Origin of the sequence: Streptomyces rhizoryzae (genome assembly GCF_023155275.1) — a bacterium.
GTDB classification, from domain to species: Bacteria; Actinomycetota; Actinomycetes; order Streptomycetales; family Streptomycetaceae; genus Streptomyces; species Streptomyces rhizoryzae.
The window spans coordinates 12,613-31,646 of sequence record NZ_JALMUV010000030.1; the positions used below are offsets into that span (position 1 = coordinate 12,613).

The window sequence follows — 19,034 nt, forward strand, 5'->3', positions numbered from 1 at the left end:
CGCTGCCGCGGCTTGACCCGCATTCAAGGCGGGGGCCGGAAGGTCTCCAGTCATGCCCGCCCCGCGGCCGGAAGGAGCGAACCGGAATGCTTGGTACGACAGGACGCCGACGGTGAACCGCCGCGTCGTCATCACGGGTATCGGCGTCCGCGCCCCGGGCGGCGCCGGCACCAAGGAGTTCTGGGAGCTGCTGTCCGCGGGCCGCACGGCCACCCGCGGCATCACGTTCTTCGACGCCTCCCCGTTCCGTTCCCGGGTCGCCGGCGAGATCGACTTCGACCCGGCGGCCGAAGGGCTGACGCCGCGGGAGATCCGCCGGATGGACCGCGCCACCCAACTCGCCGTGGTCTGCGCCCGCGACGCCCTCGCCGACAGCGGCACCGCGCCCGGCGGACCGGACCCGCACCGCACCGGCGTCAGCCTGGGCAGCGCCGTCGCCTCCGCGACCAGCCTGGAGAACGAGTACCTGGTGCTCTCCGACGCCGGCGCCAGCTGGCTCGCCGACCCCGGCTACCTCTCCCCGCACATGTTCGACTACCTCAGCCCCGGCATGATGCCCGCCGAAGTCGCCTGGGCGGCCGGCGCCGAGGGCCCGGTCACCATGGTCTCCGACGGCTGCACCTCCGGACTGGACGCCGTCGCGCACGGCGCCCGGCTCATCCAGGAGGGATCCGCCGACGTCATGGTCGCCGGCGCCGCCGACGCCCCCGTCACCCCGATCGTGGCCGCCTGCTTCGACGCCATCAAGGCCACCACCCCGCGCAACGACGACCCCGCGCACGCCTCCCGGCCCTTCGACGGCTCCCGCAACGGCTTCGTCCTCGCCGAGGGTGCCGCGATGTTCGTCCTGGAGGAGTACCGGGCCGCCCGGCGGCGCGGCGCCCGTATCTACGCCGAGGTCGGCGGCTTCGCGACCCGCTGCAACGCCTACCACATGACCGGCCTGAAGAAGGACGGGCGGGAGATGGCCGAGGCGATCCGGGCCGCCCTCGACGAGGCCCGGATGGACCCCACCGCCCTCGACTACGTCAACGCGCACGGCTCCGGCACCCGCCAGAACGACCGCCACGAGACCGCCGCGTTCAAACGGGCCCTGGGCCCGCACGCCCATGCCGTCCCCATCAGCTCCATCAAGTCCATGATCGGGCACTCGCTCGGCGCGATCGGCTCCCTGGAGATCGCCGCCTCGGTGCTCGCCATCGAACACCACGTGGTGCCGCCGACCGCCAACCTCCACACCCCCGACCCCGAGTGCGACCTGGACTACGTGCCGCTCACCGCACGCGAACAGCGCGTCGACACCGTGCTGTCGGTGGGCAGCGGATTCGGCGGCTTCCAGAGCGCCATGGTGCTGCACCGCCCGGAGGTGGCGACCCGATGAAGCCCCCCGCCGCACCGTCGGACAACCCGGTGATCACCGGCCTGGCCGTGGTCACCCCCGTCGGACTGGACACCGAGACGTTCTGGAAGTCCGTCCTCGCCGGGACCAGCGGCATCACCCCGCTCGACCGCTTCGACACCACCGGCTACCCGGCCCGCCTCGCCGGCCAGATCCGCGGCTTCGACGCCGCCGAGCACCTCCCGGGCCGGCTCCTGCCGCAGACCGACGTCTCCACCCGCTACGCGCTGACCGCCGCCGACCGCGCCCTGACCGACGCCGGGGTCACCGCCGGAACCCTGCCCGACTACGACATGGGCGTGGTGACCGCCAACGCCCTGGGCGGCTTCGAGTTCACCCACCGCGAGTTCCGCAAACTCTGGTCCCAGGGACCGGAGTTCGTCTCCGTCTACGAGTCGTTCGCGTGGTTCTACGCCGTCAACACCGGCCAGATCTCCATCCGGCACGCCATGCGCGGCCCCAGCGCCGCCCTGGTCGCCGAACAGGCCGGCGGCCTGGACGCCCTCGGGCAGGCCCGCCGCACCGTCCGCCGCGGCACCCGCCTGGTCCTCGCCGGCGGTGTCGACTCCGCCCTCGACCCCTGGGGCTGGGCCTCCCAACTGGCCGGCGGCCGGGTCAGCACCGTCCCCGACCCCGCCCGCGCCTACCTGCCCTTCGACCGCGCGGCCGCCGGCTACGTGCCGGGGGAGGGCGGCGCCCTGCTCGTCGTCGAGGACGCCCGCAGCGCCCGCGACCGGGGCGCCCCGCGGATCCACGCCGAACTCGCCGGCCACGCCGCCACCTTCGACCCGCCCCCCGGCTCCGACCGCCCCGGCGGACTCCGCCGCGCCATCGAACTCGCCCTCGCCGACGCCGAAACCCCACCGGACGGCATCGACGTGGTGTTCGCCGATGCCGCCGGGCTCCCGGCCCTCGACCGTGCCGAGGCCGACGCGCTCGCCGCCGTCTTCGGCCCCCGCGGCGTCCCGGTCACCGCCCCCAAGACCCTCACCGGCCGGATGTACGCCGGCGGCGGCCCCGCCGACGTGGCCGCCGCCGTCCTGGCCCTGCGCGACCAGGTCGTCCCCGCCACCGCCGGCACCCGCGACGTCCCCGCGGACTACCGCCTCGACCTCGTCCTGGACCACCCCCGCGAACTGCCCGTCCGCACCGCCCTCGTCCTCGCCCGCGGCCGCTGGGGCTTCAACTCCGCCCTCGTCGTCCGCGCGCCCCGCCCCTGACCCCCCACCCACCGACCACCCAAGGGAGACCCCATGGCCGCCTTCACCCTCGACGACCTCCGCCGCATCCTCGTCAGCTGCGCCGGCGAGAACGACGGCGCCGACCTGCACGGCGACATCCTCGACACCCCCTTCCGCGACCTCGGCTACGACTCGCTCGCGCTCATGGAGACCGCCGCCCGCGTCGAGCGGGAATACGGCATCGACGTCTCCGACGACGACATCGCCGAGGTCGAGACCCCGCGCGGCCTGCTGGGCATCGTCAACGACGCACTCGGCGCCGACGCCGCCTGACACCCCGCCGCGCCCCCGCCCCGCCCGCCCCGCGCACCACCCGCAGCCAGGGGAAACGGAGATCCCGCCATGGCAGTCTTCCGCCGCTGCGCACCCCGCCGGACCGAGCACACCCGCGTCCTGCACGCCCCGCCCCGGGTCCTGTACGACGTGGTCGCCGCGCCCGGGCGGTGGCCCGCGGTGCTCGGCCCGGTCGTCCACGCCCGCGCCCGCCACCGCACCGCGCACCGGACCGGGTGCGAGGTCTGGGCCCGGGAGGACGGCGGGATCACCACCTGGCGCGGCACGCTGACCGCCGACCCCGCCCGGCACTACCTCGGCTTCCGCTGGGAGGCGGGCGCGCTGCCCGTCCCGGTCGCCGGCAGCTGGTACTTCCGCCCGCTGCCCGGCGACCGGACCGAGGTGGTCCTGCGCCACCGCTTCCCGCCCGGCGACGGGCCCCGCACCGACCACGGCCGGGTGCGCCGCATCCTGGAGCGCCGCGGCCGCGAGCAACTGGACGCGCTGGCCAAGATCGCCGCCCTGGCCGCCGCCGGGCCGCCCGCCCCGGTCCTGGCCTTCACCGACACCTTCCCGGTGCCCGGCACCGCCGCCGACTGCTACGACTTCGTCCGCCGCGCCGACCGGTGGGCCGAACGGCTGCCGCACGTCGTCCGCTCCACCACCACCGGCCTGCACCCGCAGGTCGACGCGGTGGAACTGGACACCGCCGGCGACGGGGGACTGGTCCGCCGCACCCGCGCGGTCCGGGTGTGCCACGACTCCGGCTGGATCGCCCACAAGGAACTGGTCACCGCCCGGCCGGTGATCGCCCACACCGCCCTGTGGACGTTCACCGGCGCCCCGCACGGCACGCTCGTCACCGTCGACCACACCGTGCTCCTCGACCCGGCCGCCGTACCCGGGGCGTTCGGGCACCGCGCGTCCCCCCGGGACGTGCGCGCCGGGATCCACCGGACGCTCCGCCACGCCGCCTTCGCGGTCCTGGCGGGCGTCCACCCGCCACCCCGCCCGCCCCGCACGGCAAAGGCGTCGTGATGCACCAGGCCGTCGAAGACCACCTCACCCTCGCCGCGGACGCCCGCGACCTGCTCTTCCGCACCGCCCGGACGGCGAACTCGTTCGCCCCCGACCCGGTGCCCGACGAGCAGGTCCGCGCCATCTACGACCTCGTCAAGTACGCCCCCACGTCGATGAACCAGCAGCCGCTGCGCATCGTGCTGCTGCGCTCCGCCGCGGCCCGCGCGCGGCTCATCTCCCGCCTGGCACCGGCGAACCGGGACAAGAGCACCCAGGCCCCGCTGATCGCGCTGCTCGCCGCCGACCTCAACTTCCACGAACGGCTCCCGGAGGTCTTCCCGCACGCCCCGGACGCCCGGGCGTACTACGCCGACCCCGCCGTCCGGGAGCGCTCCGCGGTCTTCAACGCCACCCTCCAGCTCGGCTACTTCATCCTCGGCGTCCGCGCCGCCGGCCTCTGCGCCGGCCCGATCGTCGGCTACGACGAGGACGGCATCAACCGCGCCTTCTTCCCCGACGGCAGCCGGCGGGTCCTCGCGGTCGTCAACATCGGCCGGCCCGGCCCCGCCCCCTGGCGCGAACGGCTGCCCCGCCTGCCCTACGAGGACGTGGTCAGCAGCGCCTGACCCGGATCCAGCCCGGATTGTGCCCGGTCTCAAGCGGCCGGCAGCAGGATCACCGGCGTGACGCGAACGGCTTCCTCCCCAGGGCCGGAAAGGACGGAATCGGCGATGCCCGGGCCCCACCCCAGCACCTCCCGCCTCTCGGACACCGCGGCGCTGCGCACCGTGGCCGGGAAACTGGCCGCCGAGGCCGACGCGCGGCGGCGGCTCTCCCCGCAGGTCGCCGGCGAACTGCTGGCCGCCGGCTTCGCCCGCCACTTCGTCCCGGCCGCGCACGGCGGCGCCCAGGGGACGTTCACCGACCTGGTCGGCGCGCTGCACGACACCGCCCGGGCCTGCGCCTCGGCGGCCTGGTGCGGGCTGATCTACGCCACGTCCGGGCGGATGGCGGCGTACCTGCCCGGCGAGGGCCGCGCCGCGCTGTGGGCGGACGGACCGGACCGGCCGATCGCCGCCGCCCTGGTGCCCGGCGGCACCGCCACCCCGGTCGCCGGCGGCTGGCGGCTGACCGGGCAGTGGCAGCCGCTCAGCGCCATCGACCACGCCGACTGGGCGCTGGTCTGCGTGCCCGACCCGGCCGGACCGCCGGCCGGGCCGTGGTTCATGGCGCTGCCCCGCGCGGACTTCACCATCGACGACACCTGGTTCCCGGCGGGCCTGCGCGGCACCGGCAGCAACACCCTGGTCGCCGACGGCGTGTTCGTCCCGGCCGGCCGCGCCTGCCGCCGCGCCGACCTGGCCGCGCCGGGCCCGGCCGCGCCCGCCGCCCCCTGCTACCGCGTCCCCCTCCAGGCCGTCGCCGGACTCCCGTTCGCCGCCGTCGCGGTGGGCGTCGCCCGCGGCGCCCTCGACGACTGGTCGGCGGGGGCCGCCGCCGGGCCGCTGCGCGACCAGGAGTCCGCGCAGCTGCTGCTGGCCCGTTCGACCGCCGACACCGACGCGGCCCGGCTGCTCCTGGACCGCGCGGCGCGGGCCGCCGACGACGTACCGGAGGCGCACGCCCGCGCCGCCCGGTGTGCCCTCGACGCCTGCCACGCCGCCCAGCTCGCCAGGACCGTCGTCAGCCGGCTCTTCGAGGCCGCCGGGTCCGCGGTCCAGCAGGAGGGCAGCGCGCTCCAGCGCGCCTGGCGCGACATCCACGCCGCGGCCTCGCACGCGACGCTGCGCTTCGACCGCCACGGGACCGCCTTCGCACGCGGCGCCTGGGCCCCCCGGCCGGCCACCGGCCGGGACCTACCGGACGACGGAGGAAGAACGTGATCATCCACACCCTGATCTACCGGTTCGCCGACTCGGTGACCGAGGCCCGACGGGAGGAGTTCTTCGCGGGGCTGCGGGACGTCGCCCTCGGCTCCGGGCTGATCACCCGCTTCGGCCACGGCCCGCACCACCGGCTGCCGGTCGACGACCACGCCAAGGGCACCACCGCCAACGCCATCGCCCAGTTCGCCTGCCCCGACCTCGCCACCCTCCGGGCCTTCTCCGAACTCCCGCACGTGCACGCCTTCATCTCCCGCTGGCGCGCCGAGATCGAGTACGAGGCCGCCTACGCCAACCACGAGGACGTACTCGGCCTGAGCACCACCCCCGCCACCCCCGAGGAAGGACACCGCATGCACCACACCGAGCACACCGTGACCGTCGACGCCCCGGCCGATGTCGTCTGGGCGGTCCTCGTCGACGTCGAGGGCTACGCCCGGATCTTCCCGCCCACCCAGGAGGTGGTGATGCTGGAGGAGTCGCCCGAGCACCAGATCGCCCGGCTCACCGTCGACGTCAACGGCGAGATCCAGTCCTGGGTCTCCCGCCGCGACATCGACGCGGTCCGCAAGGTCATCGCCTACCGGCAGCTGGAGAACGCCCCCATGATGGGCTACATGGGCGGCGAATGGCGCGCCCTGGCCATCGACGACGCCACCACCCAGCTGGTCCTCACCCACGACTTCAAGCCCCGCGACCCCGTGGACGGCAAGGTCGCCGGCAAGTTCACCTACGCCGAGGCCGACGAGATGATCAAGGCCGCGGTCGAGCGCAACAGCGTCGCCGACCTCGGCGCCGTCAAGGAGCAGGCCGAGAAGCACGCCGCCGGGGGGTCCGCGGCGTGACCCGGCTCCTCGACCTCAGCGTCGTCACCCGCCACACCCCGAGCGAGGCGACCCCGGTCACCGTGGACCTGCTCGACCACCGCACCGGCGCCACCGTCCTGGGCCTGACCCCCGAGGACTTCCCCGGCGGCATGGCGATCTCCAACGAGACGGTGACGCTGACCACGCACACCGGCACGCACATGGACGCCCCCCTGCACTACGGCCCCACCAGCGGCGGCCGGCCCGCCAAGAGCATCGACCAGGTGCCCCTGGAGTGGTGCTACGGGCCCGGCGTCCGGCTCGACGTCCGGCACGTACCGCCCGGCGACGGCATCACCGTCGCCCACCTCCAGGACGCCCTGGACGCCATCGGGCACCGCCCGGCCCCCGGCGACATCGTGCTGCTGTGGACCGGCGCGGACGCCCTGTGGGGCACCGCCGAGTACCTGACGACGTACCCGGGCCTGACCGGCGAGGGCACCGCCTTCCTGGTCGAGGCCGGCGTCCGCACCATCGGCATCGACGCCTGGGGACTGGACCGGCCCATGCAGTCCATGATCGAGGAGTACCGGCGCACCGGCGACAGCGCCGCCCTGTGGCCCGCCCACATCTACGGCCGCACCCGGGAGTACCTCCAGCTGGAGAAGGTGGCCGGACTCGGTGAACTGCCCGCGCCCACCGGCTTCACGGTGGCCTGCTTCCCGGTCGCGGTCGGCGGCGCCGGGGCCGGCTGGACCCGCGTGGTGGGCATCCTCGATGAGGACTGACCCCGAAGCGCCGGACCCGGCACCGCCCGCCGCCCCGCTCACCGCCGCCCAGCTCACCGGCAGCTGGCGCCTGCTGGCCTTCCACGAGACCGACGCCGCCGGCACCGTCACCGGCGAGGGGCCGCTCGGCCCGGACCCGCGGGGCCGGCTGGTGTACCTGCCGGACGGCCAGGTCTCGGTGCACATGATGCGCTCCCCCGACGCCCCCGACGGCACCCCGTCCTACATGGGCTACGCCGGCACCTGGCGCCTGGTGGACGGCCGCACCGTCGTCCACCGGATCACCCTCACCCCGCGCCGGGACTGGATCGGCACCGAGCAGACCCGGCGCGCGGCGCTGGCCGGCGACCGGCTCACCCTGCACGCCGCCACCCGCATCGGGGGACGGCCCCACCACCGGGTCCTGGTCTGGCAGCGCCTCCGGTGAGCCGGGTCCCTTCCGTACCGCGCGGCGGGCGCTGCCCGGCCCGCCGCGCCCACCCCGAGTCGAGAGGTTGCGAACATGGCCGGCACCCCACGTGACGAGTACATCCCGGCAGTGGTCGCCGGAGCGGGCCCGGTCGGCCTGATGGCGGCCTGCGTCCTGCGGCGGGCCGGGATCGACGTCGTGGTCCTGGAGCGCCGCGGCGAACCGGACCGCGTCCTGAAAGCGGGCTCCCTGGGACCGCTCGCCGTCGAGGCCCTGGAACGCCTCGGCCTGCGCGAGGAACTCGCCGCCGTCGAACGCCGCACCATGGCCGGCTACGCGCAGATGGCCGAACGGTCCGCGGACCCCGCGCCCGGCGCCCCGGGCCCCGCCGAGCGCGAGCACTTCGCCGGCCTGGAGAAGATCGAACCGTCCCGGCGCTCGGAACCGGCCCGCCGCCGCATGCGGGTCCCGCAGCCGGACCTGGTCGCCCTCCTGCGCCGCACCGCCGAGCGGACCGGCGTCCGGGTACTGCCCTCCCACGAGGTCACCGGGCTGGAACAGGACGCCGACGGGGTGACCGTGGCGGTCCGCACACCCGCCGGGGACACCGCGTTCCGGGCCCGCTACCTGCTCGGCTGCGACGGCGGCGGCAGCGCCGTCCGCACCGCCGCCGGCTTCCCGTTCCCCGGCACCGGCCCCACCATGCTGGGCCGCCAGGGCGTCGTCGAACTCCTCGACCCCGGCCAGATCCCGCCCGGCATCCACGACGTCCCCGGCGGCGTCCTGGTCTACGGCCTGGGCGTGGACCGGGTCGCCGCCCTGGAGTTCACCCCGCCGCCCGACACCGACCAGGGCCCGCTGACCGAGGAGGAGCTGCGCGCCGCCGTCACCCGGGTCTCCGGTATCGACCTCGGCGTGCGCCGGATGCGGGCCGGCGGCCGCTTCACCGACGAGGCCCGGCACGTGCCGGCGTACCGCCGGGGGCGGGTGCTGCTGGCCGGCGACGCCGCGCACATCCACGCCCCGGTCGGCGGCCAGGGCCTCAACTACGGCCTCATCGACGCCGTCAACGTCGCCTGGAAGCTCGCCGCCCGGCTGCGCGGCTGGGCCGCCGACGACCTGCTGGACAGCTACACCGCCGAACGCCGCCCGCAGGCCGAGCGGCTGCTCCAGAACACCCGGGCGCAGATCGCCCTGATGCGCCCCGACACCCACAGCCGGGCGCTGCGCGAACTCTTCGCCGACCTGATGGACCTGGACGAGGTCAACCGCTACCTCGGCGACCTGATGGCCGGGCTCACCACCCGCTACGACCTCGGCGACCCCGATCCGCTGGTCGGCACCCTCTGCCCCGACCTCAAGCTCGTCCCGCTCGACGACCGGGACGGCACCGGCGCCCGCCGCCTGGCCGAACTCCCCTGCGACGGCCAGGGGTTGCTGCTGGTGTCCGACGGCCACCCGGCACCGGCCCGGGCCGCCGCGCCCTGGGCCGGCCGCGTCCGGGTCCGGCACGCCACCACCGGGCGGGACGAGGTGTCCGCCCTGCTGCTCCGGCCGGACAGCTGCATCGCCTGGGTCGCCCGCCGGGACACCGAACCCGACACCGAGGCGCTGACGGGGGCCTTGCGGCGCTGGTTCGGCACCCCGCGCTGACCCGGCGGGGCCGTGCGGCACGGGGCGGGCGGCGGCGGGGACACCCGCCACCGCCCGCCCCGCGACCGCCTCAGCGGAAGTCGGCGGCGTGATCCTGCGCCCACTGCGCGTAGCTGCGCCCGGGCCGGCCGGTCAGCTCCTCGTACACCGGGGACACCTCGGCCGGGCGGCCGTCCGACTCCACGAGGTGCCGCACCAGGGTGTCGACCATCTCCGCGTCGCCCCACTGGCTCAGCGTCGCGCGGTACTCCTCCGCGGTGATCTCCTCCAGCCGGATCCCGCGGCCGGTGGCCTCGGCCAGGCAGTCGATCTGCTGCTGCTGGGTCACCGACTCCGGGCCGGTCAGCGGGTACGCCCGGCCCTCGTGCCCGGCACCGGTCAGCGCCAGCACCGCCACGTCGGCGAGATCCGCCTCGTGGACCGACGCCGCGTGCGCCTGCGGGTACGGGGCCCTGACCACACCGGTGGCGCGGATCGCCGGCGCCCACTGGAGGGTGTTGGTCGCGAACGCGCCGGCCCGCAGGAACGTCCACGGCAGGCCGGACGCGCGCAGGGCGCCCTCGGCCGCGCGGTGCATCCGCACGATCGGGTCGTTCGACGGATCGCCGGTCTCCACCCCCAGCGCCGACAGCAGCACGATGTGGGGGGCGCCGGCCGCCTCGGCCGCCGCGATGAACCCGTCGATGCCCTTGGCGTCCGCGTACAGGAAGACCTTCTCGACCCCGTCGAGGGCCGCGGGCAGCGTGCCGGGGTCGGACAGGTCGACCCTGACCGCCTGCACGCCGTCGGGGACCTGGGCCGCCTCCGGGTCGCGGCTGGCCACCCGGACCGGCTGACCGGCCGTCAGCAGACCGTCGACCACCGCACGCGCCACCTGCCCGCGCCCACCCGTCACCAGAATCGTCACAAGAACTCCTTCCGCATTGCGTTGTGCGCCCTCAGTTTTTCCGCCGCGGGCCGCCGGCGGGAGGGGACTGCCAGTCCTACTCCGCACGCAGCCGATCCTCAGGCGGATCACAGTCCGCCCTTCCTAGCGTGAGCCGCGGGAATTCCCCGGGAGGAAGGAAAGTACGTGCATCACGTTGAGCACACGGTCACCGTGGCGGCGCCGGTCGACGTGGTCTGGGACGTGCTCCTCGACGTCCGCGGGCACGAGCGGATCCTCGGTTCGGTGCACGCCGCCGAGGTCCTCGCATCCAGCGGCACCCACCAGCTCGTCCGGCTGACCGTCGAGGTCAACACCGGTGTGGTGCACACCTGGGTGACCCGCCGCGACATCGACGCCGACGCCCGTGTCATCGCGTTCCGCCAGGTCGAGGACCTGGCGCCGCTGGTCCGCCACATGGGCGGCGAATGGCGGGCGTTCCCGCTCGGCGCGGACCGCACCCAGCTGGTGCTGACCCAGGACTACGCCGCCCGCGAGCCCGTGGACGGCCTGGTCGCCGGGCGGTTCACGCCCGAGGCCACCGAGCAGATGCTGCACGGCGTGACGGAGCGCAACGGGACCGGCGACCTGGCCGGCGTGCGCGCCGAGGCCGAACGCCGCGTCTCCGGCGCCGGCTGACGCCCCGCGCCCCGCTCGCCCCCGCACCACCGCGGCTCCGGCCGCGCCGCGGGCCGGGCCGCCGCCGGGCGGACTTTTCATCGAGCCGAACAGACAGTGCGCGGGCGAACCGGCCGTGCGCGAGGAGGAGTTGTTGTGACGATTCTGGTGACGGGTGGGCGCGGGCAGGTGGCGCGTGCGGTGGTCGACGGTCTGCTGACGGCCGGTCAGCCGGTCCGGGTGGCCAGCCGCGACCCGGAGGCGGCCCAGGTCCCCGACGGCGTGCAGGCGGTCAGGGTCGACCTGTCCGACCCCGGCACGCTGCCCGCGGCCCTCGACGGGGTCGAGAAGGTCTTCCTGTACGCGGACGCCAAGGGCATCGACGGGTTCATCGCGGCGGCCGAGGCGGCCGGCGCCCCCCACATCGTGCTGCTCTCGACCAGCTCCCTGACCCGCGCGAACGCCGACCGCAACCCCATCGCGCAGATGCACGTCGCGGTGGAGGACCGGCTGCGGGCGTCCGGCCTGCCCTGGACGTTCCTGCGCCCGGGGACCTTCGCGACCAACACCCTCCAGTGGGCGCCGGCGATCCGCGCCACCGGAGTGGTCAAGGCCCCCTACCCGCAGGCGCACGCCTCGGCCATCCACGAGGCCGATATCGCCGACATCGCGGTCAAGGCGTTCACCGAGCCCGGCCACGAGGGCCAGGCGTACCTGCTCAGCGGCCCGGAGTCGGTGACCCAGCAGGAGCAGGTCGACTGCCTGGCCGAGGCCACCGGCCGCAAGATCCGGCTGGAGGAGGTCAGCCCCGAGGAGTACCGCGCCACCCTCAGCCGCTGGGGCGGGGACAACTTCATCGACCAGCTGCTGGAGTACCTGGCGATGTGGGACGGCAAGCCGATGCCGGTGTGCCCCGCCTACACCGAACTCACCGGCCGGCGCGGCCGCACCTACGCCCAGTGGGCGCGGGACCACGCCGCCGACTTCCGCCCCGCCGACTGACCCGGCCGGCAGCCCGCCGGCCCGCCCGACCACCCCTCACCTGGAGGAACAACCCCATGACCCAGCAGTCTGCCCCGGTGACCCCCGGCCCCCGCACCGGGTGGATGCCCGCACCCGTGGGCGAGCTGATGCCCCTGGTCACCGGCCTCGGCGCCGGCCTGGTGCTGTGCACCGCCTGCGAACTCGGCCTGCCCGACGCGGTGGACGACGACCCCACCCCGGTCGAGAAGATCGCCGACCGGGTCGGCGCCGAACCGGACCTGGTCGCCCGGCTGCTGCGCGCGCTGGCCGCCTTCGACGTCTTCCGGCCCGCCGGCCCCGGCCACTTCGCCCACACCCGGCTCTCCTCGATCCTGCGCACCGGCGCCCCGGAAGGCGGCGGCGTCTTCCTCCAGACCGTCCGCGACGAGTGGATGGGCGGCAGCTGGACCGGTCTGACCGAGGCCGTGCGGACCGGCCGGCCGGCCCTGCCCGCCCGCCACGGCAAGACCATGTTCGAGTACTTCGCCGAGGACGCGCCGCGCGAGGGCGAGACCTTCAACGAGGCCATGACCCTCATGGTCGGCAGCATGAACGACGTGCTGGCCGAGCACATCGACGTCGGCGGCGCCCGGCGCTACGTCGACGTCGGCGGCGGCCAGGGCACCATGCTGCGCGCCGTGCTGCGCCGCAACCCCGGCCTGCACGGCGTCCTGTTCGACCTGGCGCAGGCGCTCACCGAGGTCCACGAGGACCTGCGGACCGGTGACCTGGCCGACCGCTGCGAGGTCGTCCCCGGCAACGGCCTGGAGGCCGTCCCGGAAGGCGCCGACATCTACCAGATGCGCACCGTCCTCCACATGTGGGACGACGACACCTGCGTCCGCCTGCTGCGCAACTGCGCCCGCGCGGCCGCCCCCGGCGCCCGGATCATCGTGATCGACCAGCTCCCCGACCCCGAGCACCCCGAGCCGATGTCCACCCTGATGGACCTTCAGATGTTCCTGATCGCGGGCGGGCGGGAGCGCAGCGAGCAGGAGTTCGCCGCGCTCTTCGAGCGGGCCGGGCTCCAGTTCAGCCGGGTCGTCCGCACCCCGGTCCTGCTGCACCTCATCGAAGCGACCGTCCCCGCCCCATGACCACCGCCACCGACCGCCGCCCGGGCGGCGCCCCGGACCTCCCGGCCCGGGCCGCCGCCTTCTGGGACCCGCACACCCCGGTGCACTTCGACGCCGGCCTGGACACCTGGCACGTCTTCAGCCGCGCCGACGTCCTGCGGGTCCTGGACGAGAAGGAGACCTTCTCCGCCGGCTACGGCCTCACCGACGCGGAGCGGCGGCACGCCCACCCGTCCCTGGCCGGTATGTGGGCGGCGGAAGGGGCACGCCACGACGACCTGCGGGCCGCCGTGGCCGACCCCTTCCGCCGCACCGTCCTCGACCGCCTCACCGAGGAGGTCCGCGCCCTGGTCACCACGCTGCTGGACGGGGTGCTCGCGGCCGGCACCGGCACCCTGGACGCCGTCCGCGCGCTCGCCGACGAACTGCCCAGCCAGGTCATCTGCCGCCTGCTCGGCCTGGACGTCGCGCACGCCGCGAAGATGCGCGCCTGGGTCGCGGAGCTGTCCCGGCACGCCCGGACCACCAGCGAACTCCCGCCGCAGCCCGAGCTGGTGCGGTTCTTCCGGGAGCTCATCGCGGCCCGGCGGGCGGCCCCCGGCACCGGGCTGGTCGACGAGCTGATCGCCGCCCAGCGGGCCGGCTACCGGGTCGCCGGCCGGCCGATGACCGAGGCGGACCTGGTCGGCTTCTTCGCCATGCTGCTCAGCGCCGGGGTGGACACCACAGCCACCAGCATCGGCAACGCCTTCCTCTTCCTCACCGAGTACGGCTGCTGGGACCTGCTGGGCCGGGAGCCCGGCCTCGTCCCGCACGCCGTCGAGGAGACCCTGCGCTGGTACCCGGCGTTCCCCGCCGTCCGCCGCTACGTGCTGGCCGACACCGCGTTCGGCGGGCAGCACGTCCGCGCCGGGCAGTGGGTCACCGGCTGGCTGACCTCCGCCAACCGCGACCCGGACCGCTTCCCCGACCCCGACCGGTTCGACATCCGGCGCCGCCCCAACCCGCACCTGAGCCTGGGGCACGGCCGGCACCACTGCCTGGGCGCGCCGCTGGCCCGGCTGGAGTTGAAGGTCCTGGTCGAGGAGGCCACCGCCCGGCTGCCGGGGCTGCGCCGCGACCCCGCGCACCGGCTCGTCCGCCGCCAATGGATCGTCGACCCGCTGGAGAGCCTGCCGATGACCTTCGACCGGGCGGCCGGGCACCGGCCGCCCGCTGCCGCCGGTGCCGCGGACCGGCGCTGACCCCGGCGGCGTGCCCCGGCCGTCCTGGCCGGGGCACGCGCCGATCCGGCATCCTTGGGGCATGAACGCCGCAGAACTCGCCGGTTTCCTCCGCACCCGCCGGGCCCGTGTGCAGCCGGCGGACGTGGGGCTGGAGCACGGCGGCCGCCGCCAGACCCGCGGGCTGCGCCGCGAGGAGGTCGCCGGCCGGGCGGGCGTCTCGCTGGACTACTACACCCGGCTCGAACAGGGCCGCCGGCTGCGCCCCTCCCGGCAGGTCCTGGTCGCGCTCGCCCGGGCCCTGGAACTGTCCGCCGACGAGTGCAACTACATGCTCGGCCTGGTCGGCGAGGCCGCACTGCCCGCGCCTTCGTCCCGGCAGACCCAGGCCGGTGCGCTGCGGCTGCTCGGCCGCCTGGACGACCTGCCGGCCCTGGTCCTCAACGCCCGCTACGACATCCTCGCCTGGAACGCCATGGCCACCGCCCTCATGGGCGATCTCGCGGCCGTCCCGGAGCGGGAGCGGAACACCCTGCGCTGGCTGTTCTCCGGCCAGGCCCGCGGCATCGGCCGGCACGACCGCGCCCAGCTCGGCCGCCGCTGCGTCGCCGACCTGCGCTCCACGGGCCGGTACCCCGACGACCCCGGCGTGCGCCGGCTCGTCGACGAACTCGTCCGGGACAGCGGCGAGTTCGCCGCCCTGTGGGAGCGCCACGAGATCGGCGTCAACCGCGCCATGACCAAGCGGATGCTGCACCCCGTCGCCGGCCCCCTGGAACTGGACTGCGAACTGCTCACCGTCCCCGACTCCGACCAGCGGCTGATGCTCTACACCGCCGCCCCCGGCACCGCCACCTCCCGCGCCCTGCGCGGGCTGCGCGAGACGGCCGCGGAGCGCATCGGCTGCTGACCGCCGCCCGGCCCACACCCAGCCCGCTCCCAGCCGATCTTCAAGCCCGGCCCGCCACGATCAACGGCGTCGGACCGGAGGGACCGGACCGGGTGGAGGTGGAAGGCGCGTGCCGGAATCCCAGGGTGACGCCGAGCTGGAGTTCGCAGCGTTCCGTCGGGCTGCCGCGGCGGACCTGCCGGACGCGTTCGCAGCGCTGGTCCGCGCCGTGTGGGCGGCGGGCCGGCCCACCGCCCGGGCGGCGTCCTGGGCGCGCAAGGCGACCGCGAACCTCGACGAGGGCAGCACCGCCCACCAGGCGCGCACCGCCGTCCTGCTGGGCCTGCTCGCCGAGACCGCCGACCCGGCCGCCGCCCCCGGCGTCCGGGACGCCGTCCGGGAGGGCCTGCCCAACTGGCTGTCGCTGCTCACCGCGCACGCCGCCCGCCCGGCCCCGGACCCCGCCCTCACCCTCGCGCTGCTCTACCTGCTCGCGCACTTCCCCGAGGACGCCGCCACCCTCCTCGACCGCACCCGGCACCTGCCCCTGACGGCCGAGGACCGCTCCCGCTTCGAACGCTGCCTGGCCCGGCGCCCGGCCACCGACCCGGCGCTGGGCCGGGTCTGGCCCACCCCCGCCGGCTGGACCCTGACCGACGAGGAGCGCGCCACCGACCGCGCCTGGGCCGCCGGCCTCGACGACGCCACCGCCGCCGCCTTCTGGGACAAGGACACCCGCTCCCTGCTCGCCTACGCCGGCGCCAAGGCGTACGGCGCCCTCACCGTCGGCCTGAGCCCCCACGAGCCGTCCCCGCCCCCGGCCGCGCCCGCCGCCGACGGCGCCGCGCCGCCCCCGGCGGCCGGGCCCCTCGGCCGGCACGCCGGGGTGATCCGCTGCCCCGCCTGCCGCGGCCGGCTCACCGAGGAGGCGCCCGGCGCGCGCTGCACCGCCTGCGGTGCCCGCTACGCCGCCCGCCGCGGCTACCTCGACCTGACCGGGGCCGCCGACGGCGCGGCCGACGTCATCGCCGTCAACGCCCCCATGTACCTGCCGCGCTACGAGTCCCTGCTGCGGCCGGCGTTCCTGCGCGTGCACGGCCTCAACTGGCACGACGACGTCAGCGTGGCGGCCGAGCACCGCTATCTCGCCGAGCACGTCGCCCCGGCCGGCGGCCCGGTCCTGGACCTGGCGGCCGGCGCCGGCAACTGGACCAGGACCCTGGCCCGTACGGCCGGAGCCGGCCAGGTCATCGCCCTGGATCTGGCCACCGCGATGCTCGACCGGCTCACCGCCACCCTGCCCGGCGTCCTGGCGCTGCGCGGCTCGGCCACCGAACTCCCCTTCGCGGACGCCTCGCTGGGCGCGGTCAACTGCTGGAACGCGCTCCAGGCGATGGACGACCCGGGGGCCGCGATCCGCGAGGTGGGCCGGTGCCTGCGCCCCGGCGGCACCTTCACCGTCCTGACCTTCCGGCCCGCGCCGGACCCCGTCTACCGGCACTTCCAGACCGTGATCGAGGAGTGCCTCGGCGTACGGAGCTTCGACCCCGACGCGCTGTCCGCCGCCCTCGCGGACGCGGGTATGACGATCCGTCACCTCGCGGACCCGGGAACGTTCCTCCTCCTCACCGCGGTACGCGCGGCACCACCCCGTACGGCGTGACCCACCCTGCCCGGCCCACCGGCCGGGCGGCACCGGCGAGAGAAAGGGAAGACATGCCTGCCGGCGACCCTCCGGGCACCCTCCCGGAGACCCTGCGCGTGATGTGCTCGCGCACCGTCCTGCGCAACTACGCGCCCGAACCCGTCGACGACGCCCTCGTCGAGCAGTTGCTCACCGGCATGCTGGCGGCCCCGACGGCCTCCAACAAACAAGCCTGGTCCTTCGTCGTGGTCCGCGACCCGGCCCGGGTCCGGCGGCTGCGGGCGTTCGCCCCCGGCATCATCGGCAGCCCGGCGCTCATCGTCGTCGCCTGCGTCGACAAGCGCCGGATGACCGGCGTCTCGGCCGGGGTCTCGCAGAAGATCTACGAGACCGCCAAGCTCTGCGTGGCCATGGCGGTGGAGAACCTGCTGCTCTCCGCGCACGCGCTGGACCTCGGCGGCTGCCCGGTCGGCAGCTTCCGGGAGGAAGCGGTCCGCCTGCTGCTCGGCCTGCCGGACTTCATCGAACCGATGCTGACCGTCCCGCTCGGCCACCCCGCCCACCAGCCCACGCCCTCCCAGCGCCGCGACCGGAACGAGGTGATCAGCTATGACATCTGGGGACACCAGGACACCGCAGGACAGGCTGCGTGAGGAACTCGCCCTGCTGGCGGCCTACTTGCTGAGCAGCGGCCGCGGCCTGCTGGACGAGCCCGCGGACTACGGCGCGTTCCGCTGCACCGACGCCGCCCGCCGGGTACTGCACATCCTGGCGGAGGACGGCCCCCTCGCCCCCGGACTGGCCGAAGTCCAAGGCCGCCTGGACGACTTCATGTTCGCCCCCATGGGAGGCGACGCCGACATCGCCGGACTCCTGGACGAGACCTGCCTGCGGATGGCCGTCGCGCTCCAGAACGGACACGAGAAGCCCGCCTGAGCGGGCCCCGAAGGGACCGGAACACACGGCATGGAACCGGCATTACACGGCACCGACCCCGGCGGCCCCCTGCACGCGGAACCGCTCAGCGAGGACTGCCGGCTCATCTGGAAGCGCGGTGACCACGCGCTCATCGGCGTCAGCGGGGGGAACAGCTACTTCAACCAGGACCGCCTGACCGCGCTGCTGCGCTGGGCGGGCGACGCCTTCACCGAGATCGACGTGGTCTACGTCGACACGCACATGGAGGAGATGCTGGTCGCGGACGGCCACACCCCCGAACGCGCCGCCCGCTCGGTGCGCAGCACCCTCAAGGACGTCCGCCGCCGCATCCGGCGCTCCCTGGAGCGGCTCGGCCCCGAGGCCAAGCGCTTCCGCGTCCGGCCCCTGTCCGAGGTCATGGAGCTCCCGGCCTACCGGGCGGTCCGCGACCGGGCCGAACAGGGCCTGCGCACCGACCCCGGCTTCCGGGACGCCTGCGACCGCATGGTCCGCCAGGTGGTCGAGCACCGCACCCGCACCACCGCGCCCGGCACCCCCGAGCCCGCCACGACCGCGGCCCACCGCACCGCCGGCCTGCACTACGTCACCGCCGAGGCGCCGCTCTTCCTCGACTCCCCGGCCATCTTCGACGTCCCCTCCTCCACCCTCCTCTACCACCTGATGACCCCCGTCACGGAGTTCCTGGCCGGCCGGCAGACCGGCTTCCGCGCCGGCCCCGGCCAGGGCTACGTCGTCATCGCGCCGCCCTCCGCCCGCTGACCCGGCGCCGCCCGCGGCAGGCCCCGCCCGTCCCGCGTGCGGGGCCTGCCGCGCCGTGCTCGCCGGGCGGCATCCGGGGGCGGGCCTGATACGGGACGGGACGGGCAGCGGGGGCGGATCCTGCGCGCGACAGCGCGCGCCCGCGCGCACCGGCGCGCCGAGGCGCCCCCCGCCCGCATCCCCGATGAGGCGAAGGAGGACCACCATGGCCGGGAAGAGCGAGGGCGGCGACCCGATCAAGCTCCAGAAGGCGCTGAAGAACGCGCACTACCCCTCGTCGCGCGATGACCTGGTCTCGGTCGCCCGGCACAACAAGGCCGACGGCGAGACCGTGCAGCGGATCTCGGGCATCGACGACAAGCAGTACAACGGCCCCGGCGACGTCCAGAAGGCCGTCTACGGGTCCGGCTGATCCGCTCGGCGCCGCGCGGCCTGCGAGGCCCGGTCCCGTGCCGCCCCGCGGCC

Annotated in this window: 21 protein-coding genes; 20 read left to right on the top strand and 1 reads right to left on the bottom strand. The window is 75.6% G+C overall.

Annotated elements, in window-relative coordinates; all coding sequences use genetic code 11:
* Nucleotides 1–52: 52 nt before the first annotated feature.
* From MUU72_RS22455 to MUU72_RS22500, 10 genes are all read left to right on the top strand, one after another.
* Nucleotides 53–1,381, top strand: a complete 1,329-nt coding sequence (locus MUU72_RS22455) for a beta-ketoacyl-[acyl-carrier-protein] synthase family protein (protein ID WP_282504458.1) — start codon at nt 53–55, stop codon at nt 1,379–1,381.
* Nucleotides 1,378–2,619: a ketosynthase chain-length factor gene (locus MUU72_RS22460; RefSeq protein ID WP_248015159.1), complete on the top strand. Its 1,242-nt coding sequence runs from the start codon at nt 1,378–1,380 to the stop codon at nt 2,617–2,619. Before MUU72_RS22455 ends, MUU72_RS22460 begins: the two co-directional genes overlap by 4 nt.
* 33 nt (nt 2,620–2,652) lie before the next feature.
* Complete coding sequence (locus tag MUU72_RS22465; protein WP_248015160.1) at nt 2,653–2,913, top strand: acyl carrier protein; 261 nt, start codon at nt 2,653–2,655, stop codon at nt 2,911–2,913.
* Nucleotides 2,914–2,982: 69 nt separating this feature from the next.
* Nucleotides 2,983–3,951 carry an SRPBCC family protein gene (locus MUU72_RS22470; protein WP_248015161.1) on the top strand — a complete coding sequence of 323 codons (969 nt, stop codon included), beginning with the start codon at nt 2,983–2,985 and terminating at the stop codon, nt 3,949–3,951.
* On the top strand, nt 3,951–4,559 hold the full coding sequence (locus MUU72_RS22475; RefSeq protein ID WP_248015162.1) for a malonic semialdehyde reductase: 609 nt from the start codon (nt 3,951–3,953) through the stop codon (nt 4,557–4,559). The genes MUU72_RS22470 and MUU72_RS22475 overlap by 1 nt, the downstream gene beginning before the upstream one ends.
* A 105-nt stretch (nt 4,560–4,664) precedes the next feature.
* Nucleotides 4,665–5,816 (top strand): acyl-CoA dehydrogenase family protein, encoded by a 1,152-nt coding sequence (locus MUU72_RS22480; RefSeq protein WP_248015163.1) that lies wholly within the window; start codon nt 4,665–4,667, stop codon nt 5,814–5,816.
* Nucleotides 5,813–6,661 carry an aromatase/cyclase gene (locus tag MUU72_RS35645; protein WP_248015164.1) on the top strand — a complete coding sequence of 283 codons (849 nt, stop codon included), beginning with the start codon at nt 5,813–5,815 and terminating at the stop codon, nt 6,659–6,661. The genes MUU72_RS22480 and MUU72_RS35645 overlap by 4 nt, the downstream gene beginning before the upstream one ends.
* Complete coding sequence (locus MUU72_RS22490) at nt 6,658–7,410, top strand: cyclase family protein (protein WP_248015165.1); 753 nt, start codon at nt 6,658–6,660, stop codon at nt 7,408–7,410. The genes MUU72_RS35645 and MUU72_RS22490 overlap by 4 nt, the downstream gene beginning before the upstream one ends.
* Nucleotides 7,400–7,837: a lipocalin-like domain-containing protein gene (locus tag MUU72_RS22495; RefSeq protein ID WP_248015166.1), complete on the top strand. Its 438-nt coding sequence runs from the start codon at nt 7,400–7,402 to the stop codon at nt 7,835–7,837. Before MUU72_RS22490 ends, MUU72_RS22495 begins: the two co-directional genes overlap by 11 nt.
* 75 nt (nt 7,838–7,912) lie before the next feature.
* Nucleotides 7,913–9,472 (top strand): FAD-dependent oxidoreductase, encoded by a 1,560-nt coding sequence (locus MUU72_RS22500; protein WP_248015167.1) that lies wholly within the window; start codon nt 7,913–7,915, stop codon nt 9,470–9,472.
* A 70-nt stretch (nt 9,473–9,542) separates the two neighbouring features.
* Here MUU72_RS22500 and MUU72_RS22505 read toward each other — a convergent pair whose 3' ends face one another.
* Nucleotides 9,543–10,379 carry an NAD(P)H-binding protein gene (locus MUU72_RS22505; protein ID WP_248015168.1) on the bottom strand — a complete coding sequence of 279 codons (837 nt, stop codon included), beginning with the start codon at nt 10,377–10,379 and terminating at the stop codon, nt 9,543–9,545.
* Nucleotides 10,380–10,544: 165 nt separating this feature from the next.
* On the opposite strand from MUU72_RS22505, the gene MUU72_RS22510 reads away from it, so the two are divergent.
* The 10 genes from MUU72_RS22510 to MUU72_RS22555 all read left to right on the top strand — a co-directional run bounded on the left by MUU72_RS22510 (nt 10,545) and on the right by MUU72_RS22555 (nt 18,981).
* A complete protein-coding gene (locus MUU72_RS22510; RefSeq protein ID WP_248015169.1) occupies nt 10,545–11,036 on the top strand; it encodes an aromatase/cyclase in 492 nt (163 codons plus the stop codon).
* Between the two features lie 135 nt (nt 11,037–11,171).
* The gene (locus tag MUU72_RS22515; RefSeq protein WP_248015170.1) at nt 11,172–12,017 is read left to right on the top strand and encodes an SDR family oxidoreductase; all 846 of its coding nucleotides are present in this window, start codon (nt 11,172–11,174) and stop codon (nt 12,015–12,017) included.
* A gap of 56 nt (nt 12,018–12,073) precedes the next feature.
* Nucleotides 12,074–13,135 carry a methyltransferase gene (locus tag MUU72_RS22520; protein ID WP_248015171.1) on the top strand — a complete coding sequence of 354 codons (1,062 nt, stop codon included), beginning with the start codon at nt 12,074–12,076 and terminating at the stop codon, nt 13,133–13,135.
* Nucleotides 13,132–14,358, top strand: coding sequence for a cytochrome P450 (locus tag MUU72_RS22525; RefSeq protein ID WP_248015172.1), 1,227 nt, complete (start codon nt 13,132–13,134; stop codon nt 14,356–14,358). The genes MUU72_RS22520 and MUU72_RS22525 overlap by 4 nt, the downstream gene beginning before the upstream one ends.
* 61 nt (nt 14,359–14,419) lie before the next feature.
* A complete protein-coding gene (locus MUU72_RS22530; RefSeq protein ID WP_248015173.1) occupies nt 14,420–15,247 on the top strand; it encodes a helix-turn-helix domain-containing protein in 828 nt (275 codons plus the stop codon).
* 109 nt (nt 15,248–15,356) lie between these two features.
* Nucleotides 15,357–16,889 (top strand): methyltransferase domain-containing protein, encoded by a 1,533-nt coding sequence (locus MUU72_RS35650; protein WP_248015174.1) that lies wholly within the window; start codon nt 15,357–15,359, stop codon nt 16,887–16,889.
* A gap of 53 nt (nt 16,890–16,942) precedes the next feature.
* Nucleotides 16,943–17,524 carry a nitroreductase family protein gene (locus MUU72_RS22540; protein ID WP_248015175.1) on the top strand — a complete coding sequence of 194 codons (582 nt, stop codon included), beginning with the start codon at nt 16,943–16,945 and terminating at the stop codon, nt 17,522–17,524.
* On the top strand, nt 17,481–17,807 hold the full coding sequence (locus MUU72_RS22545; RefSeq protein ID WP_248015176.1) for a DUF6092 family protein: 327 nt from the start codon (nt 17,481–17,483) through the stop codon (nt 17,805–17,807). The genes MUU72_RS22540 and MUU72_RS22545 overlap by 44 nt, the downstream gene beginning before the upstream one ends.
* Before the next feature lie 30 nt (nt 17,808–17,837).
* Nucleotides 17,838–18,569 (top strand): tRNA-dependent cyclodipeptide synthase, encoded by a 732-nt coding sequence (locus MUU72_RS22550; protein ID WP_248015177.1) that lies wholly within the window; start codon nt 17,838–17,840, stop codon nt 18,567–18,569.
* A gap of 205 nt (nt 18,570–18,774) precedes the next feature.
* Nucleotides 18,775–18,981 carry a DUF2795 domain-containing protein gene (locus tag MUU72_RS22555; protein ID WP_248015178.1) on the top strand — a complete coding sequence of 69 codons (207 nt, stop codon included), beginning with the start codon at nt 18,775–18,777 and terminating at the stop codon, nt 18,979–18,981.
* The last annotated feature ends 53 nt before the right edge of the window (nt 18,982–19,034 follow it).

Excerpts from the sequence above, each read along its gene's own strand:
- MUU72_RS22500 (WP_248015167.1), top strand. The coding sequence starts at position 7,913 with ATGGCCGGCACCCCACGTGACGAGTACATCCCGGCAGTGGTCGCCGGA.
- MUU72_RS22475 (WP_248015162.1), top strand. The coding sequence starts at position 3,951 with ATGCACCAGGCCGTCGAAGACCACCTCACCCTCGCCGCGGACGCCCGC.
- MUU72_RS22555 (WP_248015178.1), top strand. The coding sequence starts at position 18,775 with ATGGCCGGGAAGAGCGAGGGCGGCGACCCGATCAAGCTCCAGAAGGCG.
- MUU72_RS22530 (WP_248015173.1), top strand. The coding sequence starts at position 14,420 with ATGAACGCCGCAGAACTCGCCGGTTTCCTCCGCACCCGCCGGGCCCGT.
- MUU72_RS22495 (WP_248015166.1), top strand. The coding sequence starts at position 7,400 with ATGAGGACTGACCCCGAAGCGCCGGACCCGGCACCGCCCGCCGCCCCG.
- MUU72_RS22460 (WP_248015159.1), top strand. The coding sequence starts at position 1,378 with ATGAAGCCCCCCGCCGCACCGTCGGACAACCCGGTGATCACCGGCCTG.
- MUU72_RS22480 (WP_248015163.1), top strand. The coding sequence starts at position 4,665 with ATGCCCGGGCCCCACCCCAGCACCTCCCGCCTCTCGGACACCGCGGCG.
- MUU72_RS22545 (WP_248015176.1), top strand. The coding sequence starts at position 17,481 with ATGACATCTGGGGACACCAGGACACCGCAGGACAGGCTGCGTGAGGAA.
- MUU72_RS22465 (WP_248015160.1), top strand. The coding sequence starts at position 2,653 with ATGGCCGCCTTCACCCTCGACGACCTCCGCCGCATCCTCGTCAGCTGC.
- MUU72_RS22525 (WP_248015172.1), top strand. The coding sequence starts at position 13,132 with ATGACCACCGCCACCGACCGCCGCCCGGGCGGCGCCCCGGACCTCCCG.
- MUU72_RS22550 (WP_248015177.1), top strand. The coding sequence starts at position 17,838 with ATGGAACCGGCATTACACGGCACCGACCCCGGCGGCCCCCTGCACGCG.
- MUU72_RS22540 (WP_248015175.1), top strand. The coding sequence starts at position 16,943 with ATGCCTGCCGGCGACCCTCCGGGCACCCTCCCGGAGACCCTGCGCGTG.
- MUU72_RS22520 (WP_248015171.1), top strand. The coding sequence starts at position 12,074 with ATGACCCAGCAGTCTGCCCCGGTGACCCCCGGCCCCCGCACCGGGTGG.
- MUU72_RS22470 (WP_248015161.1), top strand. The coding sequence starts at position 2,983 with ATGGCAGTCTTCCGCCGCTGCGCACCCCGCCGGACCGAGCACACCCGC.
- MUU72_RS22455 (WP_282504458.1), top strand. The coding sequence starts at position 53 with ATGCCCGCCCCGCGGCCGGAAGGAGCGAACCGGAATGCTTGGTACGAC.